This is a genomic window from Brevibacterium yomogidense (genome assembly GCF_016107685.1).
Taxonomy (GTDB): domain Bacteria; phylum Actinomycetota; class Actinomycetes; order Actinomycetales; family Brevibacteriaceae; genus Brevibacterium; species Brevibacterium yomogidense.
In genome coordinates this window covers 738538-756925 of record NZ_JABASY010000001.1, presented here as the reverse complement: position 1 = coordinate 756925, position 18388 = coordinate 738538, and the positions used below count along the sequence as shown (strand labels likewise).

Below are 18388 nucleotides of genomic sequence, written 5' to 3'. Positions count from 1 at the left end.
GCCTCGCCGCGGTCACTCGCCGGTGAAGTGCGGGTCCCGCTTGTCGAGGAACGCCTCGATCGCCTCTTCGTGATCCGGGGCGTGGTGGGCCAGCGGCTGCATCGCGGCGGACAGCTCCAGCAGCGACGACAGGCTCGACCCGTCGGATTCGCGCAGCAGCTTCTTCGCCATGCGCACGGCGTGCGGCGGGTTGACCGCGACACGGTCGGCGAGCGCGCGCGCTTCCGCCATGAGGTCCTCGGGCGCGACGACACGCGACACCAGGCCCCACTCGAGTGCCGTCTTCGCGTCGACCCGGTCTCCGGTGAGCGTCATCTCCGCCGCGCGTGCGGGGCCCACCAGGCGCGGCAGGAACCACGCACCGCCGTCACCGGGGATGATGCCCAGCTTCACGAACGACTCCGCGAACCATGCGGTCTCCGACGCGATCCGCATGTCCGCCATCGCCGTGAGATCGCACCCGGCACCCACCGCCGGGCCGTTGACGGCCGCGATGAGCGGCACGTCGAGCCGTTGCAGTGCCAGGGGGATCTGCTGGATGCCGTAGCGGTAGCCGTTGCGGATCTGGTGGGGCTTGCCACCGAACATCCCGGCGCGGTCCCGCATCTTCTTCACGTCGCCACCGGCGGAGAACGCCTTCCCTGCGCCGGTGAGGATGACGACCCGCACCTCGGGATTCGCGTTCGCCGCGTCGACGGCGTCGACGATCGCCGCGACCATGTCGTCGTCGGAGATCGGGTTCCGCGAGTCGGGACGGTTGAGCGTCCACGTCTCCACGTGGCCGTCGCGCTCGACGAGGAGCGCATCGTTGGTGGTGCCGCTGCCGGCCGCGCCGGTGGTACCTGCGGTGCCACTGGTCTCGGGGGTCTGTGCTGTCATGGTGACTCCTAGTCCGCGGCGAAGACGCCGCCGCTGCTCGATGTGGGTCTCTGTCCTTGCGAGGTCAGTCGTCCGCCGTGTCGGCGGTGATTGCGGCGCCCGTCTCCGTGAGCCGCTCGATCCGCTCCTCGTCGAAGCCGTGCCTCTCGAGGACCGCGCGGGTGTCCGCTCCCTTCGCCCGAGGCGCCCACCGGAACCCGGCAGGCGTCCGCCCCAGCTTCACCGGGTTGCCGATCCCCCGGTAGTCGCCGTCCTCGATCACCATGCCGCGGTGACGGACCTGCGGGTCGTCCAGCGCCTGCGAGACGAGGTGCACGGGGCCGCCCGGCACACCGAGCGACAGAAGGTCCTTCCCCAGGGTCTCCCGATCGAGGGCCTTGAGCTTGTCCGCGAGGATCTCCTTGAGTTCCGGGTAGTTCTGCACCCGGTCCGCATTCGTGAGGAACCGCGGGTCGTCGGCGAGCTCCGGCAGGCCGATGAGTCCCGCGAAGCTGCGGAACTGCCGGTCGTTGCCCACGGCGAGGAAGAACTGGCCGTCCGCCACGTCGTACACGTCGTAGGGGGCGACATTGCTGTGCGCCGACCCCATCCGGACCGGTTCCGTCCCGCCGTTCAACAGGTTCGCGGAATGCGGGTGGAGCATCGCGATGGCGGAGTCCAGCAGCGTCGCGTCGACGAGCTGCCCCCGCCCCGAGCGGTCCCTCTCCCGCAGTGCCAGGAGGATCCCGGAGAACGACAGGTAGCCGGTCATCATGTCGACGATCGGCACACCCACACGCGTGGGTGGACCTGCGGCTTCCCCGTTGACGCTCATGAGGGCGCCGTACGCCTGCAGGACCGCGTCGTAGCCGGGCGCGCCTCCCAGCGGGCCGTCCGTGCCGAAGCCGGTGATCCGGCAGTGCACCAGACGGGGGTACCGCTCCGCGATCACGTCGTCGGTGAGCCCCCACTTCGCGAGCGTGCCGGCCTTGAAGTTCTCGACGAGGACGTCCGCGTCGGCCAGCAGCGTCTCGAGCACCTCGATGCCGGCGTCCGTGCGCAGGTCCAGCGACACGTTGTGCTTGCTGCGGTTGAGGCCGGAGAAGTACGCGCCGGATCCGTCGGGCAGGAACGGTGGGCCCCACGTCCGCGTGTCATCACCGTTCGGCGGCTCCACCTTGATGACGTCCGCGCCGTGGTCCGCGAGCATCTGCCCGCACAGCGGTCCCGCGAGCACCCGGGACAGGTCGATGACCGTGATCCCGTCGAGCGGCCTGGCCCCCTCCGGCTGAGCCCCCTCCGGCTGAGCCTCGTCCAGCGGGCGGTTCATGTCGTGATCAGTTCCCACAGGTCTGCACCTTCCTCCACAACGTAGGCCTCCAGTCGCGCTTCCCATTCCGCAGTGGACCCGAATTCGCGGCGCCATCCCACGATGGGGCGGGTGAGCCGCTGGATCGGGTGCTCCAGGGTGGTCCCGATCGCGCCGTGGATCTGGTGGGCGTTGCGGACGACGACTTCCGCCGCACCTCCCGCACACGCCTTCGCGGCGGCGACGAGGAAGCGCGCGCCCGGGTCCTGCATGCCGCGTTCGGCCACGGTGAGCACGGCGCGGTCGACGATGGTGCGGGTGAGCGCCGCTTCGCTCGCCACGTCCGTGACCAGCTGCTGCACCGCCTGGAACTTCCCGATCGGCCTGCCGAACTGCACCCGAGTCGTCACGTGCTCGACGCACAGCTGCGAGATCGCCTCCGCCGCACCCGCGATCTGCACGGCACGTCCCAGCGCGCCGCGATAGTGGAACTCCTGGGCGACCTCCGCGGACACGTCGACCGCGCCGTCGACGGCGGTCGGCAGCACGACGACCGCCTGCGGCTCGCCGCCCACCGCCTCACGCTCCTCGACCGCGAGGTCGGCCACCGCGATCTCGTACACCTGCGGTGTGCTCCCCGAGGAGTCGAGGACCACGACCGAGGCCGCAGCCGGCACCCACGGGACGGTCACCGCGCGGGCCGGGGCCACGACCTCGGCGGCGGTGGAAAGGGCAGGGCCGGTCGCCGGTGCGCCTGCGCCCGAGGTGGGGGTGCCTCCCGAAGCCCACGTGCCGGTTGAGTCCGTGCCGGCCGGGGCCTCGGCGGGCAGACCCGCGGTGTCGCGCAGCCAGCCTGCCAGCAGGTCGTGCTCGAGCAGCGGCAGCGGCGTCCCGGCAGCAGCGGCCTCCCCCAGCACGGCGGCGGTCTCGAGCCAACCGGCCTCGCTGCCACCTGCGGATTCGGGACCGGTGAGGCGGGCGAGGCCCGTCTCCTCGAGCGTCGCCCACACCTGGAGGTCCAGGGGGCGGTCGACGGTGTCCGGCTGGTCGTCCTGCGCGTCGCGGAAGATGTCCGCGGTGAGTGTGCGGAGTTCGGCGGCGACCTCCGCGGCGTCGGCGATCCTCGATGCGGCCTCGGTCTGTGATGCGGTCTGTGCGTCTGTCATGGCGTCGTCCTCTCTCACCGCAGGCCCAGGCTCCGGGCGACCACGCCGCGGAGCACCTCGTTCGTCCCGCCGCGCAGCGTGAAGCCGGGACGCTGGGCGAGTGCACCGTCGACCAGGTCCTGCAGCCTCGGGTTGTCTGCGGCGCAGTCGCCGGCGAGCCGGTCGACGGTCTCCGCGATGTCGCCCTCCTCCGTCGTACCCAGCACCTTGACGAGCGCCGCGGCGGTGTCCGCGTTCTCACCGGCCTGCAGGCTGGAGGCGACGGACAGCGACATATGGTGGAGCGCCGTGAGGCGGGCGATGTGACGGCCCAGGGCACCGCCCGTCCGCTGCGTGGGTGCGGTCCCGGTGGTGCCGGCACTGGTGGCGCGCAGGTGGGCGAGGGCCTCCTCGAACGGCACGAAGGTCGACAGGAAGCGTTCGGGGCCGCTGCGCTCGAACGCGAGCTCCGAGGTGACCTGGTGCCAGCCGTCGCCCGGGGTGCCCAGCACTCGGTCATCGGGGATGAACACGTTGTCGAGGGTGACCTCGTTGAAGTGGTGGCTGCCGTTCATCGCGATGATCGGGTCGATGCTCACCCCGTCGGCGCGCAGGTCCACGATGAACTGGGACAGGCCCGCGTGGCGGTTCGAGGTGTCCAGCGGTTCCGTGCGGGCCAGGGCGAAGAACCCGTCAGCGACGTGCCCGCCGGAGGTCCACGTCTTGCGGCCGGTGACCCGCCAGCCTCCGTCCACCTTCCGCGCCTTCGTCTGGACGCTTGCCAGGTCGGACCCGGATTCCGGTTCGGACATGCCGATGCCGAAGCACAGCTCGCCCTTCGTGATCTTCGGCAGGAACGCCTGCTTCTGCTCCTCTGTGCCGAACCGCAGCAGTGAAGGCGCGATCTGACGGTCCGCGATCCACTGGGCCGCGACCGGTGCACCCACCGCCAGCAGCTCCTCCGTCACGGCGAACCGCTCGAGGAACGTGCGGCCGTGGCCGCCGTACTCCGTGGGGATCGTCATGCCGACCCAGCCGCGCGCCGCGAGCTTCTTCGTGAAGTCGTTGTCCCAGCGGGTCAGCCACGTGTCGACCCACGGGGTGAAGGAGCCCGCCGCGATCTCCTCCCGGAGGAATGCACGGACCTCCAACCTGAGCGCGCGGGCCTGTTCGCCCTCGGTGACGAGCTGCGGGACGAGATGTCCGCTCATCCGGGTGTCTCCTCAATCGTCGTCGTGGTCGCACACAGGAGTGTCCCGTGCGACTCGCCTCACACCGTAGTACGCAGCTCTGGATTCGTCTACCTAATTGCGGTGTCGACTGGCACGCTTCTACACTGTGCGAAAGACCCTGACCCCTGGAGGCTTCGTGCAGGCTCCCGTTCCACCCTCGGGTGCGAAGCCGCGACCGCGGCACCGGATGATCGACCGCGTCGCAGAGATCCTCGACCTGGCAGCCCGGCGCCCCCACGGCGCGAGCCTCACGGAGATCGCGCGGATCCTCGACGCGCCGCTCAGCTCCGTGCAGGGACTGGCCAACGGGCTCGTCGCGACCGGGTACCTCGAGGAGCGCGACAGGCTCTACACGCTGGGCCCGGCCCCGCACTTCCTCACACGCCTGGCGGGCACACCGGCCTCAGACGTCGTCACGCACAACGACCTCGTGGAGATCCACGAGCAGACGGGCATGACGACGGTGCTGGGGATCCTCGTGGGTGCGGACCTCTACTACGTCGACCATGCCTCGACGAGCCCGACGTACGCGTACCTCGCGGAGAACTACGTGAAGAGGTCGCTGCTGAGGTGCTCCAGCGGGTGGGTGCTGCTGGCGGGGATGGAGCGGCGCGACCTGTGGAGCAGGCTCAGCACCGCACGCGAACAGGATCAGCCGCTGGTGGAGCGGTTCCTCGAGGACCTGCCGACGATCGAGAGCGACGGGCTCGTCGTCACGCCCGACGTGTCCGAAGTGGAGATCGAGGGCATCGCGACCGCCGTGAAGGCAGGCGGCCGCACGGTCGCCGCCGTCGCGTGCATCGGCGACCACGACGAGGTGAATGCCCGCGCCGACGCCATCGTCGACTTCCTGCGCGAGAAGCGGGAGCGGTGGGGCGCGGTGCGGTGAAAGTGCACCGCGCCCTGTTCCGCCTCAGGGGCCTGTTCCGCCTCACGGAAGGCGGAATGACTTCCAGGGCCGGTGAGCGGAAGGCCGTCCAGGGCTGAGGATCACCGGGGGGTGAAGACGGCGACGACGAAGTCCTCCGACGGAGGCTTCACGTCCCACGTGCCCAGACGCAGGTCGAGGGTGAGCCCGGCGGCCTCCGCGTCGGCGAAGAATTCGTCGAACGAGTAGCCGCGACCGGCGCCGAACCCGCAGACGAACCGGCTGTCCGGGTACATGTGGTCGGCGATGCGCTCCAGCACGGTGCGCCGCTCGTCCTCCGCCACGAACGCCATGACGTTGCCCGCCATGACGACGAGGTCGAAGCGGATGCGATCACCATAGGGCTGGCGCAGGTCCATCTCCCCCAGGTCCCTCGCGTGCCACGTGGCGTCGGGGTAGTCCGCCTGTGCCACCTCGATGAGGTAAGGATCCAGATCCACACCGACGACGGTGTGGCCGCGCTCCGAGAGCCAGCCGCCGATCCGCCCGGTGCCGCAGCCCGCGTCGAGGATCCGCGCCCCCCGCTCGGCCATCGCATCGATGAGGCGGGCCTCCCCGTAGATGTCCTGCCCGGAATCCGCGATGCGACGCCACCGCTCCGCGTAGTTCTTCGAATGCTCCGGGTTGCGTGCCAGCGCCTCGGTCCAGAGGTTTCCGTGTCCCGCCACGCGTCAGTCCCGATCCACCAGCAGGTACGAGGCCGCGGCCGCCGCAGCGGTGACAGACAGCACCGCGGGCCACGGACCGATCTTCTTCGCCAGCGGGTGCGACAGCCCGAAGCCCAGCAGGTAGGCGGCGGACAGACCGACAGTCGTCGCCGCACCCTTCTTCGTGAACCATGTGCGGCCCGCATAGGCGCCTGCGGCGGCGAGCACAGCACCGCCCAGCGGGCGGATCGTCGTCTCCCGAGCGGTGAGGTAGCCGCCCAGCAGCCCAAGTGCGACAACAGGGGCGGTCGACACGTCGTGTGCATCCTTGAAGATCGGTTCGTTGCTCATGGCTGGGAGTCTATCGACCGCCTCGGGCGCGGGTGCATGGCGATCCTGCAACACGATGAACCTGGCGATGTGCGCCGGACATGACAGACTTGTGCCGATCCCACGCCGGGCGGACCGCACACCACACATGGAACGGGCCGCCTCACAGTCGAAGAGGAAGACCCCATGTCACAACCGCCCTACGGCCCTCCCGGGTCCGCCGACAGCGGCGAACCCCAGTACAACCCGAACACGGGCCTGCCCATGTCTGCCTACGAATCCGGCACGCAGCAGTACGGATCAGGGCCCGACCCGCAGGCACAGCCGCCGTACGGCCCCCCGCAGGGGCAGTACGGCTCCCAGCCCACGGACTCCTACGGCGCCGGCCAGTACGGCGCGCCGCAGTACGGGGAGGGCCAGTACGGTGCGCAGCAGTACGGGGACCAGGGCCAGTACGGAACCGGTCAGTACGGTGCCGGCCAGTACGACCCGCAGCAGGGCCAGTACGGGGACCAGGGACACTACGGCTCGCAGCCGCAGCAGTACGGAGCGCCCTCCGAGCAGTTCGCCGCGAGCCCGTACGGCGGAGAGCAGCAGCAGTTCGCGCCGATCGGCGGATACGGTGCGGCACAGGGCGAATCGGACAAGTCGTTCGTCGTCACGTGGCTGCTGGGCTGGCTGCTGGGAACGCTCGGTGCAGACCGCTTCTACCTCGGCAAGATCGGCACCGCGATCGCGAAGCTGCTCACCGCGGGCGGTCTGGGCGTCTGGGCGCTCATCGACCTCATCATGCATCTCATCGGCGCGACGAAGGACCGTGAGGGCCGCCCGCTCGCCGGCTACGACCGTCACAAGAAGAAGGCGTGGATCATCACGATCGGCGTCTGGCTGCTGGGCATCGTCCTCAACATCATCCTGTTCGTCGTGCTCACCACCACCGGCATCGTCACCTTCAGCAACAGCACGCCGCCGTCCACGGACGACACGACGACGTCCGATGACTCCAATCAGGACGACGGAACGCAGGACGATGCCGCCGATGACACGGCAGGCGGCGACACACAGGCTGACGACGCGCAGGGCGACGAGCCGGCATCAGGCGCCGCAGCGGACTGGGCCGACTCCACGTACGGCACGTTCGATGCCGAGACCGTCACCGGCTCAGGCGATGATCTCGTCGCGCTGCCCGACGGCGTCACCGCAGCGATCTTCACCATCACGGACACCGGCGACAACTACAGCATCAGCGCGCAGGGAGTCGACGACAGCGGCGACATCACGGGGTCGAACTCCGTGTGGCTCTCCACCGGTCAGACCGGGCAGTCCGTCGTCGGGCTCGAGGACTACAACTCCCGGACACCCACAGCCATCCGCGTCAACGCGGATGACGACTGGGAACTGAAGATCATGCCTGTCGCCGACGCCCCTGAGCTCCCCGAGTCCGGGTCCGGCGCGAAGGTCTTCCTCTACGACGGTCCAGACGCCGAGGTCGACCTCGAGCACCACGGCGAAAGCAACTTCATCATCAGCCAGGAGGGCGGCGACTACCCGAACCTCGTCGTCAATGAGATCGGCGACTACTCGGGGTCCGGCGATCTTGTCGAGGGGCCGTCGGTCGTCGTCGTGGACGCGGACGGCGATTGGACGATCTCCACCTCTTGATCCACCCGCTGATCAGTCCGGATCGCCTCCGGACTGATCAGCGTCCACCCCGGCGTGAGGCTCCCCTGGTCCTTCAGGGGAGCCTCACTGCTTTCAGGGGCGTCGCACGTGGTGCACGGAGGACCGCACGCTCATTCCGGGGTGCCACACGCGGTTCACGGAGCGGACCGTCGTCTGCCATACGGTCGGCCGCGCCCCGACCGGTGCGGTCTCCGTACGATGGTGGCGATCACGCTCCGACCCCGCCGGGCCGGAGCCGTGCAAGCCACCGGCTTCACACTCGCACCCCAGGCACGGAGGAACCGAGCATGACGACGCACTACGGATGGAACGGCCGCTATTTCGAGGATTTCGTCGTGGGTGACGTCTTCGAGCACCCGCTGGGCCGCACGGTGACCACGACGGACAATTCGTGGTTCACGCTGCTCACGCAGAACACCGCGCCGCTGCACTTCGACCACGAGTACGCCGCGAACACGGAGTTCGGCCAGCCGCTCGTGAACTCCACCTTCACGCTGGCGCTGGTGACCGGGCAGACGGTCACGGACATCTCGCAGAACGTGTTCGCGAACCTCGCGTGGGAGAAGATCAGCCTGCCCAAGCCGGTGTTCGAGGGCGACACCATCCGCTCCCGCTCGACGGTGCTGGGTGTCCGCGAATCGAAGTCCCGTCCGACGATGGGCATGGTCACCGTCCACACGGAGGGCTACAACCAGCGCGACGAGGTCGTCTGCTCCTTCGAGCGCACCGCCATGGTCTACAAGAAGGGCCACGGCCCCAATGCGGAGCGCATCGCGAAGCTCGAGGAGAAGTACGCCGCGAAGGACGCCGAGGCGGCAGGCACCGACGCCTGACACTTCGGTCCCAGCCCGCTGAGGTCGACGGGCCGCAGGAGGTTCCCTCCTGCGGCCCGTCTCCGTGTGGTCACTCCCCTTATGGGAAGATGCGAACGACGCGCTTCGCGCTCTCCACACCCTTCCCGGCGAAAGAGGTCTCGGCATGACGGACGAACAGCCTCTGGTGCCGTGGCAGGGATCCTCGCCCGCGCTGGGACCGGCGAGCATGCGGATGGTCCGGGAGATGCGGGACGAGTTCGTCCGCCTCCGCATGGAGTACCGGTCCGCAGCCGACGAGGTGCTCACGAAGGTCTCCATCCTGCGGAACGAGTTCGTGCACCTGCATCGCTACAACCCGATCGAGCACGTCGAGTCCCGCGTGAAGACGCCGGCGAGCATCCTCGACAAGGCGCTGCGGTACGACCTGGACCTCACGCCGGCAGCGATCCGTGAGGGCATCACCGACATCGCCGGGGTGCGCATCGTCTGCAGCTTCATCCCCGACACCTATCAGGTCCTCGAGGCGCTCATGGCGCAGACGGATCTGCGGGTGCTCACGATTAAGGACTACATCGCGGATCCCAAACCCAGCGGGTACAAGAGCGTGCACCTGATCCTCGAGGTCCCGGTCTTCCTCACGTCCGGCCCCGTCCCGGTGCCGGTGGAAGTGCAGATCCGCACGATCGCCATGGACTTCTGGGCGAGCCTGGACCACAAGATCCAGTACAAGTACGACGGGAATGTCCCCGACCATCTCTCTGCGAGCCTCGCGGCGGCCGCGGATACGGCCGGGCAGTTGGACCGCACGATGGAGGAGCTCCACCGCGAGGTGCACGGCGACGGCGATACCGACGACGCGCCTGAGGTGATGATCGACGGGTTCGGCGAAGAGCTGCTGCGTCGTCTCTGGGAGCGCACACAGAAGTAGTCCGGCAGTGCCGGTCCGCCTCTCACATCCGTGACCAGGGATTTACCCAGGTCCTCACAGAACGCGCTAAAGTTGGCCCGACTCGGGGGCCGGCCGGCGACACTGCAGCGTCCGCTCCCTTCTCTCGGACAGACCCACTCCGCCAGGAAGAGGCCCCCATGAAGACGTCATCAGGCGTCCGGCGCACCGTCCTCGCCGTCTACGCGATCATCACTGCGGTGGTCGTCGTCGCGGCGATGACGGTGTCCGTGAAGAAGGCGACCGCGGCGCCGGACATCACCGCGAACCTCACCCTCATCGCACCGGCGGGCCCGGGCGGCGGCTGGGACGGGTTCGTCCGTGAACAGCAGCAGGCGATGCGTTCGGCCGGGCTGGTCGGCAATGCCCAGGTCGTCAACATCCCGGGTGCCGGCGGCACCATCGGACTGGCCCGCTTCACGACGATGGGCAACCGGTCGGACACTCTGCTCGCCACCGGCTCCGCGATGACCGGCGGCATCCTCATCAACGACTCCTCCGTGGGGTGGGACGACGTGCGCCCCATCGCGAAGATCGCGGAGGACTACGACGTCGTCATCGTCCCCGCGGATTCCCCCGTCGAATCGGTCGAGGACCTGCTGGCGGAATGGTCGGAGGACCCGAAGGCGCACCCGTGGACCGGGGGCTCCGCGGGATCTCTGGACCACCTCGTCGTCGCCGAACTCGCCCTGGCGGGCGGACTGGACGCCAGCGAGATCACGTTCATCCCGAAGTCGGGTGGGGGTGAGGCGATCCAGGCGCTCCTCAACGGCACCGCGGACTACGCGTCGACCGGCTACAACGAGGTGTCCGACCAGATCGAAGCGGGCCGCGTCCGCGCCGTGGGCGTGACGGGTCCGGAGCGGATCGAGGGGACCGACATCCCCACGATCATCGAGCAGGGCTACGACGTGGAGCTGTCGAACTGGCGCGGCATGCTCGCGACGAAGGACGTCCCGGACGAGGAGTTCGACCAGCAGCTCGCGCTCCTCGAAGAGATGCGCGAGACACCGGAATGGCAGGACGCCCTGCAACGCAATGCGTGGACGGATGTGTGGGAGACGGGCGAGGACCTCGAACGCTTCATCGCAGAGGACGACGAGAAGACCGCGAAGCTGCTCGAGGAGCTGGGACTGTGAGCGACGAACTGCAGGAAGTGGAGGCGGGTCAGTCGATCGACCCGCAGGTGTACGGCACGGAAGAGGTGAAGGACCACGGCTGGTGGACCGGCCGTGCGGGGCTCGCGATCCCCCTGCTCATGGTGGTGATCGCGACCTACATGCTCATCAGCCAGTTCACGATGGATGTGGCGGAGGACGTGGACCGTCCCGGCCCCCAGTTCGTGCCGGGTCTCATCATCGTCGCGCTCTACGCGATCGCGGCGCTCCTGGCCATCGACATCATCCGGAAGCCGCAGCCGCCGGAGATGGCGGTGCTCACCGACGCCGCCGAGGTCGGGAAGGTGCACGCCTGGTACACCGACTGGCCGCGGCTGGCGTGGGCCGTGGGCGGCTTCGCGGTGTTCATCGCGCTGCTCCTGCCGATCGGCTGGGTCCTCGCGGCGGCCGTGCTGTTCTGGTGCATCGCCCGTTCGATGGGTTCGACGCGCTACTTCTTCGACATCTCCCTGGGGCTCCTCTTCTCGAGCACCATCTACCTGATCTTCGGAGTCGCCCTGGCAGTGGACCTGCCCAGCGGACTCATCTTCGGAGGAGGACGCTGACATGGATTCTGTTCTCTCACTGATCGACGGGTTCGGCTCCGCGCTGACCCCCATGAACATGCTGTGGGTGCTGGTCGGCTGCCTGCTGGGCACCGCGGTGGGCGTCCTGCCGGGCCTCGGTTCGTCGATGGCGGTGGCCCTGCTGCTGCCCATGACGTTCGCGCTCGACCCCACCGGCGCGTTCATCATGTTCGCCGGTGTCTACTTCGGCGGTCTGTTCGGCGATTCGACGATGGCGATCCTCATGAACACCCCGGGTCAGGGGTCCGCGATCGCGTCGACGTTCGAAGGCCACAAGATGGCACGGGCCGGGCGCGCGCCCCAGGCGCTCGCGACTGCGGCGATCGGCGCGTTCACCGGTGGCATGATCTCCTCGATCCTCGTCGTGTTCCTCGCACCGGCGCTCGCGTCGCTGTCCGCGGTGTTCGGCCCGGCGGAGTACTTCGCGCTCGCGCTGTTCGCTTTCGTCGCGACGTCGTCCGTCGTGTCCGACTCCGTCCTCAAGGGGCTGGCGTCCCTCGTGCTGGGTCTCGCCATCGCGGTGGTCGGCATCGATTCGGTCACCGGGACGGAGCGCTTCACCTCCGGCGTCCCGGAGCTGTTCGACGGCATCTCGCTGGTGACCGTCACGGTTGCGGTCCTCGCCCTGGGCGAGGTCTTCCGTGTCGCCTCCCGTCTGCGTCGCGACCCCGAATCCATGGTCATGGTCGCGTCGGGCCGCCCCTTCCTGTCGAAGCGGGAGTTCCGCGAGGCGACCCCCGCCTGGTTGCGCGGCACGGGCATCGGCCTGCCTTTCGGTGTCGTCCCGGTGGGCGGTTCCGAGGTCCCCACTTTCATGGCCTACGGCCTGGAGCGGCGCCTCGACAAGAGCAGCGGTCGCAACCAGTTCGGCTCGGGTGCGATCCGCGGTCTGGCCGCGCCCGAGGCCGCCGGCAACGCCACGACCGGCACCGCCATGGCGTCCCTGCTGGCGCTGGGTCTGCCGGTGTCCGCGACTGCGGCGATCATGCTCGCCGCGTTCCAGCAGTACGGCCTGCAGCCGGGCCCGCTGCTGTTCGATCGTGCGCCGGATCTGGTGTGGGGTCTGCTCGCGAGCTTCTTCATCGCGATGGTCGTCCTGCTGATCCTCAACCTGCCGTTCGCGCCGCTGTGGGCGAAGCTTCTGCTCATCCCCAAGCCCTACCTGTACGCGGGCATCACCGTGTTCTGTGCGCTGGGCATCTACGCGACGTCGAACAACGTGTTCGACCTGGGGATGCTGCTGGCCATCGGGATCGTCGGCTTCATGATGCGTCGCTTCGACATCCCGCTGGCACCGCTCATGATCGGCATGGTCCTGGGTCCGCTCGCGGAGTCCAGCCTGCGCGACGCGCTGCTGAGCTCGAACGGCGACTACGCCGTCCTCGTGAGCAGCTGGATCACCGCGATCCTCTACATCGTGCTGGGTGTCGTCGTGTTCCTGTCGCTGTACGGCAAGCTCGCACAGCGCCGCAAGGCACGCGGCAACGCGATGACGGACGTGGACAGCTGAGCGACGGCTGATCCCGCCGACTGGGCGGGGCCGCGATCGCACGGGCGACACAGAGATCAGAAGGGCGGGACCGGTGCATCGTGCGCCGGTCCCGCCCTCTCTTACAGCTCCACGACCGCCAGGGGGTCCGAGGTGGGCTGCGGCGATCCGCCCACCGGCTCCTCGGTGACTCCCACGAGTGCACCGTCCGTGAACTCCGAGCCGTCGACGTAGACGGCCTCCTCCGCGAGGAACCCGACGCTGTGGGCGCCGCTGTCGTCGATGAGCCACAGCTGCATGACACGATCCTCCGACACGGTCGGCGCGCCGTGAGGCCGGACCTGGAACACCTGTTCGCTGACGGACCAGGCGACCGTCATCCGGCCGTCGTCCCCCAGATCCACCGTGTCCGTGCGGACATCGGACGCGCTCAGCAGCCGCTCGGTCCGGTCCAGTTCCTCCTGCGACTGCGCAAGTGATTCATCGAGATCCCGCTGCTCCCCCGCCACGTGGAGGAGCGCGCCGCCCAGACCGGCGATCGCGACGACCGCTGCCGCAGCGGCCACACCGGCGACCACGCGCCACGTCCGCCGCGACGCGCGGAGTGCATCGAGCGACACGGGCTGGTCCCCCACCGTGTCAGAGTCCCTTGCTGTCTCAGAGTGCCTTGCTGCCTCAGAATCCCCTGCGGTCTCAGAGTCCTTTGCTACCGCAGAGGCCTCTGTCGTCGGAGGGCCGGCCGACGAGCGCTCAGCCGACGGGGGTCCGCCGGAAGCCGACTGCCCGCCCTCGGTCCGCGGGATCGCGAGGATCGCGGCCTCGGCGTCCTTGCTCACGGTCAGGGGCGCGTCGGTCTCCGCGAGGCCCGCGAACGAGTCCTCGTACTCGGCGACCTCGCGACGGAAGGACGGGTCCGACTCGAGGAGATGCTGTGCGGCGGCGAGGTCGTCATCGGACAGACCGCCCAGAGCGAATCCGGCGGCGAGGTACTCGCGGTCAGCCCGGTCCATGCTCATCGCCCTCCCTCCAACATCGTCTTGAGCTTCGTCATACCATCCCTGATGCGGGACTTCACGGTTCCCAGGGGGACGTCGAGCGCTTCCGAGATCTGCGCGTGTGACATGTCCTCGTAGTAGGCGAGCGCGATCGCCGACGCCTGGTCCCCGCCCAGGTCGCGCAGCGCCGTCGCGGTCCGCGTCGCCTCCGCCCGCGCGATCGCCGTGTCCTCCGCCGGCTCCCCGACTCCACCCAACTGTCCGACTCCCTGCGCCACATCCCGATCCCGCTGGGACTGGACGGACCGCACGCAGTCGATCGCTCGTCGTCTGCAGAGGGTGATGATCCAGCCCCGGCCGGACCCGCGTGTGGAGTCGAAGGCCGTCGCGCGCTTCCAGATCTCCGTGAAGCACTCCTGCAGCACCTCTTCGCCCAGCGACCTGTCCCGCACGATGCGGACGATCGCCGCGAGCATCACACCGCCGTATTCGCGGAAGAGGGGTTCGAACGCGGAGTCGTCGCCGTCGCGGATCCGACTCAGCAGCTGCCCGCAGCGGTCGGGATCAGCGCCGTCACGAGAGGTGCCATCACGGGAGACACCGTCGTCGGAGACACCGTCACCCGGGGCACCGCCAGCAGGGGTGCCCTCGCCGGGTGCGCCGGCACCGGAAGTCTCCGGGACCTCGGGCGTGGGGGACGTCATGGAACCAGCATCACATGGTGCCTTGCCGATCCCGGTGACGACTCGCCGCCCAGGGAGGGCACGTCCGCGGGGCGGCCCGACCGAACCGTCGTCGATCGGACCGCCCCGGGGCTGTGGAGAGGGGAAGGGGTCGTGCACCGACCGTCACATGCCGCTGGGCATCATCACGCCGTCGACCATGTAGACGGTCGCGTTCGCGGTGGCCACGCCGCCGCAGACCAGCGAGGCGTCGTCGAACATCATGTCCTCGCCCTCACCCTCGATCGTCACCATGTCGCCCTGCACCGTCTCGTGCTCACCGGCGATCTCGTCGGGGCTCAGCTGACCCGGGATCACGTGGTAGGTGAGCACCTCCGTGAGTGCCTCCGAATCCTCGGCGAGCGCATTCAGATCGTCTTCCGGGATCTCCGCGAACGCATCATCAGTCGGTGCGATGACAGTGAACTCGTCGCCGTTGAGCGTGTCGACGAGGTCGACGTCCGGATTGAGCTCACCGGACACCGCCTTCGTCAGCATCGTGAGCATCGGGTTGTTCGACGCGGCGACCGCCACCGGGTCCTGTGCCATGCCCTCGACGGAACCGTCACCGTCCGGCACCTCCTCCGCATACGCTTCACAGCCGGAGCCCACGAGGTCCATGTCCATCGACCCCTCCTCGGTCTCCATGCCGTCGTCCATGCCGTCGTCGGAGGCGCCGTCGGACTCCATGCCGTCACCGGCCTCCTGCGACTGCTCCGCACCGGAATCCTCGGCGCCGTCGTCCATGGAGCCGCCGCAGGCACTCAGGCCCAGCAGGCCGATCGCGCTGATGCCGACGGTCGCGAATGCCCGGGTCGCCATGGACCTCGTCGTCATGGTCCTGGCCGCAGTTGCTGTCTTCATCGTCGTGCTCCTTCGTCGTCCAGCGGCGTGGGGTGGGTCCACCGTCCTGTGGTGGGCCACCGTCTCGCGGTGTGCGATGTTCCGCTGTGTACCCCTGGTTCGGAGCGGTCCGTGGGGTGGATGGGTCGGATGGGGATTCTTTCTGGAAGTTTCGAACCGGTGACGCCGGCCGAGCCTCGACGCCACCACCGCTTCGAGTCATACTGCTGGTATGACACTCACGACGATCAAAGTTGATGCGACGGTCCGCGACCGTCTCAAGGCTCAGGCGGAGAGCTATGGCCGCACGCTGGGGGAACATCTGCAGGCACTGGCTGAGCGCGAAGAACGGGATCAGCGGTTTGCCAGACTACGAGCGGATATCCACGCCACCGACCCAGCACTCCTCGTGGAGTACGAGCGTGAAGTCGCTGAATGGGACACCACAAGCGGCGACGGTCTCCCCCACGACGATTACTCCGCGCGATGACGGCGCTGTTCCCCGGCGCTGTCGCATGGGTCCTCCTTGACCCGGCAGAGGGGCGAGAGCAGGGCGGACGACGTCCGTGCATCGTCGTCTCGAGTGAGAATGCGCTGGAAACCGTGGACGCACTTGTCTCTGTTGTTCCCGTGACATCCACCGATCGTGGGTGGCTCAATCACGTGCAGGTCCGGGGCCGGTCGACGGGGCTCTCTACTGTTTCGTTCGCCATGACCGAACAAGTGCGAACCGTGTCACGAACAAGAATCACCAGGGTGACGGGTTCCGTGGCTCCGGACTGTCTCCACGACGTCCGTGCGTGGTTGTACGACTTCCTGTTCGACTGAAGCAACCTCTCCGAGAGATCACTCGCAGCTCGGCCGCACATGCGTGAGAGTGCTCTATCGGAGTCCCGCCCTCACTCCACGCGGAACTCGACGCGGTGATGGCCTGTGGCCGAGTTCGGGATGGGGTCGCGGCGCTCGTCCGTCTGCACGGTCCCGCTGCGGTCGGTGGCCCGCACCGTGACGGAGTGCCGGCCGGGCTCCACGTCCGCGAGCGTCATGCGCCACTGCCGCCACGAGTCGATGTTCGCCTCCGCACCCACGTCCGCGGACTGCCAGTCGCCGTCGTCCAGCCGCACCTCCACGGACTCCACCCCGTGCTGCTGCGCCCACGCCGATCCTGCGACGACGACATCACCGGCGCTCATCTTCTCCAGCCCCCGCGGCACGTCGATCCGGGAAGCGACGAGGATCGGCGCCTCCGCGTCCCATCCCCGCTGCGTCCAGTACGCCTCCGCCCGGTCGAACCGGGTGACCTCGATCCGCGTCACCCATTTCGTCGCGGACACGAACCCGTAGAGCCCCGGCACGATGAGGCGTGCGGGGAAGCCGTGCACCTCCGTGAGCGGTTCCCCGTTCATGCCCACCGCGACGAGGGAGGCGCGGTCGTCCGTCATCGCCTCGAGCGGGGTCGAGGCCGTGAACCCGTCGATCGAGTGCGACAGCACCATGTCCGCCTCCGGCAGAACGCCCGCACGGTCCAGCAGTTCACGGATCGGCATGCCGGTCCACGTGCCCGTCCCCAGCAGGTCGCCGCCCACCGGGTTGGACACGCAGGTGAGCGTGATGCGGTGTTCTTCCAGCCGCATCGCCAGCAGGTCGTCGAACGTGAGGGTGAAGGGCTCCTCGACCAGCCCGTCGACCCGCAGCTCCCACGTGTCCGGATCGATGCTGGGCGGCACGAGCGCCGTGTCGATCCGATAGAGGTCCTCCTGCGCCGTCGTGAAGGGCGCGACCCCGTCCACGCCCACCTCCGCGCCGTCCGGCACCGCGGGTGCGGGCACCGCCGGCGCCGGGAGCACGATGCGACGGGCCGCTTCCGCCGCGCCCTTGCCCACTGCGGTGATCGTCCGCCCGCACGCGATCCCCACCGACCCCACGAGCACCGCCGCCCCCGCCAGGGTGAAGAAGCCGCGCCTCCCCGTCGGGGCACCACTCCCCCCGCGCCCGGCGGGTCCGTCGCGTCCGTCGAGTCCGCCACGCCCATCGCGCCCGTCATCCTCCGGGGACCGGTTACTGGTGCGGAGGACCCGCGAGTTCGGGTGTCCTCCGGACCGGTAACCGGTCCCGGCGCGCAGGAGCAGCAGGAACGCGAACGCGCCCAGCACAGCACCCAGCGCCGCGGCGATGACGTCGCCGGCCCCGGATTCGGGGCGGAGGGCGACGAGGAGGGTGAGTGCGGCCTCGGCGGCGGTGAGGGCGAGCAGTGCGGTCCGGGGCCGGGTGCGGAGGAGGAGCCCCGCAAACCCGCCGATCACCAGCCCCGCGAGCCCCACGGAGAGGACGAGGACCAGCTTGTCCGCCTCCCCGAAGAGGGAGATGGCGAGCTTCACGAGATCGGTCGGCATCACGCGGATGACCAGCAGACCCACCGCGGTGAGCGGGGACGTCGAGGCCCCCAGCAGGCGGGCGAGCACGTCCGCGGTGCCGAGGAAGACGAGCGTCGCTGCGAGCCCTGAGGCGAAGGCTCGGGTCCGGGTCTGTGGGCGCATCCCGCTGCGGAACCAGGTGCGGAGCGGGGTGCGGAACCAGGTGCGCGGGTCGCGACGGGGCCGGGAGTGCGGGTCGCTGCGGCTCCGGGAGTGCGCGTCACCGTGGTGCCGGGGGCGGTTCGGGGGTTCCATGTGGGGGGTTCGGAGCCGATCGCGGATCGGATG

Annotated in this window: 19 protein-coding genes; 9 read left to right on the top strand and 10 right to left on the bottom strand. The window is 69.1% G+C overall.

Features of this window, described 5'->3' with window-relative positions:
• Positions 1 to 12: 12 nt before the first annotated feature.
• The 4 genes from JFC09_RS03200 to JFC09_RS03185 all read right to left on the bottom strand — a co-directional run bounded on the left by JFC09_RS03200 (position 13) and on the right by JFC09_RS03185 (position 4523).
• Positions 13 to 879: a crotonase/enoyl-CoA hydratase family protein gene (locus tag JFC09_RS03200; protein ID WP_198392503.1), complete on the bottom strand. Its 867-nt coding sequence runs from the start codon at positions 877 to 879 to the stop codon at positions 13 to 15.
• Between the two features lie 64 nt (positions 880 to 943).
• Positions 944 to 2206, bottom strand: a complete 1263-nt coding sequence (locus tag JFC09_RS03195; protein ID WP_332839624.1) for a CaiB/BaiF CoA transferase family protein — start codon at positions 2204 to 2206, stop codon at positions 944 to 946.
• Positions 2185 to 3333, bottom strand: a complete 1149-nt coding sequence (locus JFC09_RS03190; protein ID WP_198392502.1) for an acyl-CoA dehydrogenase family protein — start codon at positions 3331 to 3333, stop codon at positions 2185 to 2187. The genes JFC09_RS03195 and JFC09_RS03190 overlap by 22 nt, the downstream gene beginning before the upstream one ends.
• Before the next feature lie 14 nt (positions 3334 to 3347).
• Positions 3348 to 4523 carry an acyl-CoA dehydrogenase family protein gene (locus JFC09_RS03185; protein ID WP_198392501.1) on the bottom strand — a complete coding sequence of 392 codons (1176 nt, stop codon included), beginning with the start codon at positions 4521 to 4523 and terminating at the stop codon, positions 3348 to 3350.
• 127 nt (positions 4524 to 4650) lie between these two features.
• On the opposite strand from JFC09_RS03185, the gene JFC09_RS03180 reads away from it, so the two are divergent.
• Entirely contained in the window at positions 4651 to 5433 is a 783-nt protein-coding gene (locus JFC09_RS03180) for an IclR family transcriptional regulator (protein ID WP_332839623.1), read from the top strand.
• Positions 5434 to 5534: 101 nt separating this feature from the next.
• Here the strand turns inward: JFC09_RS03180 and JFC09_RS03175 are convergent, their stop codons facing one another.
• The gene (locus JFC09_RS03175) at positions 5535 to 6140 is read right to left on the bottom strand and encodes a class I SAM-dependent methyltransferase (protein ID WP_198392500.1); all 606 of its coding nucleotides are present in this window, start codon (positions 6138 to 6140) and stop codon (positions 5535 to 5537) included.
• A 3-nt stretch (positions 6141 to 6143) separates the two neighbouring features.
• Entirely contained in the window at positions 6144 to 6470 is a 327-nt protein-coding gene (locus tag JFC09_RS03170) for a hypothetical protein (protein ID WP_198392499.1), read from the bottom strand.
• Positions 6471 to 6635: 165 nt separating this feature from the next.
• Here JFC09_RS03170 and JFC09_RS03165 point away from each other — a divergent pair, with 165 nt between their 5' ends.
• From JFC09_RS03165 to JFC09_RS03140, 6 genes are all read left to right on the top strand, one after another.
• Positions 6636 to 8111: a TM2 domain-containing protein gene (locus tag JFC09_RS03165; RefSeq protein ID WP_232483029.1), complete on the top strand. Its 1476-nt coding sequence runs from the start codon at positions 6636 to 6638 to the stop codon at positions 8109 to 8111.
• 308 nt (positions 8112 to 8419) lie between these two features.
• The gene (locus JFC09_RS03160; RefSeq protein ID WP_198392498.1) at positions 8420 to 8965 is read left to right on the top strand and encodes a MaoC family dehydratase; all 546 of its coding nucleotides are present in this window, start codon (positions 8420 to 8422) and stop codon (positions 8963 to 8965) included.
• 145 nt (positions 8966 to 9110) lie between these two features.
• Complete coding sequence (locus tag JFC09_RS03155; RefSeq protein ID WP_198392497.1) at positions 9111 to 9875, top strand: GTP pyrophosphokinase; 765 nt, start codon at positions 9111 to 9113, stop codon at positions 9873 to 9875.
• A gap of 158 nt (positions 9876 to 10033) precedes the next feature.
• Positions 10034 to 11032: a Bug family tripartite tricarboxylate transporter substrate binding protein gene (locus tag JFC09_RS03150; RefSeq protein WP_198392496.1), complete on the top strand. Its 999-nt coding sequence runs from the start codon at positions 10034 to 10036 to the stop codon at positions 11030 to 11032.
• On the top strand, positions 11029 to 11616 hold the full coding sequence (locus tag JFC09_RS03145; protein WP_198392495.1) for a tripartite tricarboxylate transporter TctB family protein: 588 nt from the start codon (positions 11029 to 11031) through the stop codon (positions 11614 to 11616). Before JFC09_RS03150 ends, JFC09_RS03145 begins: the two co-directional genes overlap by 4 nt.
• A 1-nt stretch (position 11617) precedes the next feature.
• Positions 11618 to 13147, top strand: coding sequence for a tripartite tricarboxylate transporter permease (locus JFC09_RS03140; RefSeq protein WP_198392494.1), 1530 nt, complete (start codon positions 11618 to 11620; stop codon positions 13145 to 13147).
• 101 nt (positions 13148 to 13248) lie between these two features.
• On the opposite strand, the gene JFC09_RS03135 is transcribed toward JFC09_RS03140, so the two are convergent.
• The 3 genes from JFC09_RS03135 to JFC09_RS03125 all read right to left on the bottom strand — a co-directional run bounded on the left by JFC09_RS03135 (position 13249) and on the right by JFC09_RS03125 (position 15707).
• Positions 13249 to 14142, bottom strand: coding sequence for an anti-sigma factor domain-containing protein (locus JFC09_RS03135; protein ID WP_198392493.1), 894 nt, complete (start codon positions 14140 to 14142; stop codon positions 13249 to 13251).
• On the bottom strand, positions 14139 to 14825 hold the full coding sequence (locus tag JFC09_RS03130; RefSeq protein WP_198392492.1) for a sigma-70 family RNA polymerase sigma factor: 687 nt from the start codon (positions 14823 to 14825) through the stop codon (positions 14139 to 14141). The genes JFC09_RS03135 and JFC09_RS03130 overlap by 4 nt, the downstream gene beginning before the upstream one ends.
• Positions 14826 to 14969: 144 nt before the next feature.
• Positions 14970 to 15707: a fasciclin domain-containing protein gene (locus JFC09_RS03125; RefSeq protein ID WP_408610936.1), complete on the bottom strand. Its 738-nt coding sequence runs from the start codon at positions 15705 to 15707 to the stop codon at positions 14970 to 14972.
• Between the two features lie 211 nt (positions 15708 to 15918).
• On the opposite strand from JFC09_RS03125, the gene JFC09_RS03120 reads away from it, so the two are divergent.
• On the top strand, positions 15919 to 16176 hold the full coding sequence (locus tag JFC09_RS03120) for a hypothetical protein (RefSeq protein ID WP_198392491.1): 258 nt from the start codon (positions 15919 to 15921) through the stop codon (positions 16174 to 16176).
• On the top strand, positions 16122 to 16514 hold the full coding sequence (locus tag JFC09_RS03115) for a type II toxin-antitoxin system PemK/MazF family toxin (protein ID WP_332839622.1): 393 nt from the start codon (positions 16122 to 16124) through the stop codon (positions 16512 to 16514). Before JFC09_RS03120 ends, JFC09_RS03115 begins: the two co-directional genes overlap by 55 nt.
• Positions 16515 to 16585: 71 nt before the next feature.
• Here JFC09_RS03115 and JFC09_RS16645 read toward each other — a convergent pair whose 3' ends face one another.
• Entirely contained in the window at positions 16586 to 18355 is a 1770-nt protein-coding gene (locus JFC09_RS16645) for a molybdopterin-dependent oxidoreductase (RefSeq protein WP_269770437.1), read from the bottom strand.
• Positions 18356 to 18388: the final 33 nt, after the last annotated feature.

Bases quoted from the DNA above. Each gene is read 5' to 3' on its own strand.
- JFC09_RS03200 (WP_198392503.1), bottom strand. From the start codon at position 879: ATGACAGCACAGACCCCCGAGACCAGTGGCACCGCAGGTACCACCGGC.
- JFC09_RS03190 (WP_198392502.1), bottom strand. From the start codon at position 3,333: ATGACAGACGCACAGACCGCATCACAGACCGAGGCCGCATCGAGGATC.
- JFC09_RS03185 (WP_198392501.1), bottom strand. From the start codon at position 4,523: ATGAGCGGACATCTCGTCCCGCAGCTCGTCACCGAGGGCGAACAGGCC.
- JFC09_RS03170 (WP_198392499.1), bottom strand. From the start codon at position 6,470: ATGAGCAACGAACCGATCTTCAAGGATGCACACGACGTGTCGACCGCC.
- JFC09_RS03165 (WP_232483029.1), top strand. From the start codon at position 6,636: ATGTCACAACCGCCCTACGGCCCTCCCGGGTCCGCCGACAGCGGCGAA.
- JFC09_RS03160 (WP_198392498.1), top strand. From the start codon at position 8,420: ATGACGACGCACTACGGATGGAACGGCCGCTATTTCGAGGATTTCGTC.
- JFC09_RS03155 (WP_198392497.1), top strand. From the start codon at position 9,111: ATGACGGACGAACAGCCTCTGGTGCCGTGGCAGGGATCCTCGCCCGCG.
- JFC09_RS03150 (WP_198392496.1), top strand. From the start codon at position 10,034: ATGAAGACGTCATCAGGCGTCCGGCGCACCGTCCTCGCCGTCTACGCG.
- JFC09_RS03140 (WP_198392494.1), top strand. From the start codon at position 11,618: ATGGATTCTGTTCTCTCACTGATCGACGGGTTCGGCTCCGCGCTGACC.
- JFC09_RS03135 (WP_198392493.1), bottom strand. From the start codon at position 14,142: ATGAGCATGGACCGGGCTGACCGCGAGTACCTCGCCGCCGGATTCGCT.
- JFC09_RS03130 (WP_198392492.1), bottom strand. From the start codon at position 14,825: ATGACGTCCCCCACGCCCGAGGTCCCGGAGACTTCCGGTGCCGGCGCA.
- JFC09_RS03125 (WP_408610936.1), bottom strand. From the start codon at position 15,707: ATGAAGACAGCAACTGCGGCCAGGACCATGACGACGAGGTCCATGGCG.
- JFC09_RS03120 (WP_198392491.1), top strand. From the start codon at position 15,919: ATGACACTCACGACGATCAAAGTTGATGCGACGGTCCGCGACCGTCTC.
- JFC09_RS03115 (WP_332839622.1), top strand. From the start codon at position 16,122: ATGGGACACCACAAGCGGCGACGGTCTCCCCCACGACGATTACTCCGC.
- JFC09_RS16645 (WP_269770437.1), bottom strand. From the start codon at position 18,355: ATGGAACCCCCGAACCGCCCCCGGCACCACGGTGACGCGCACTCCCGG.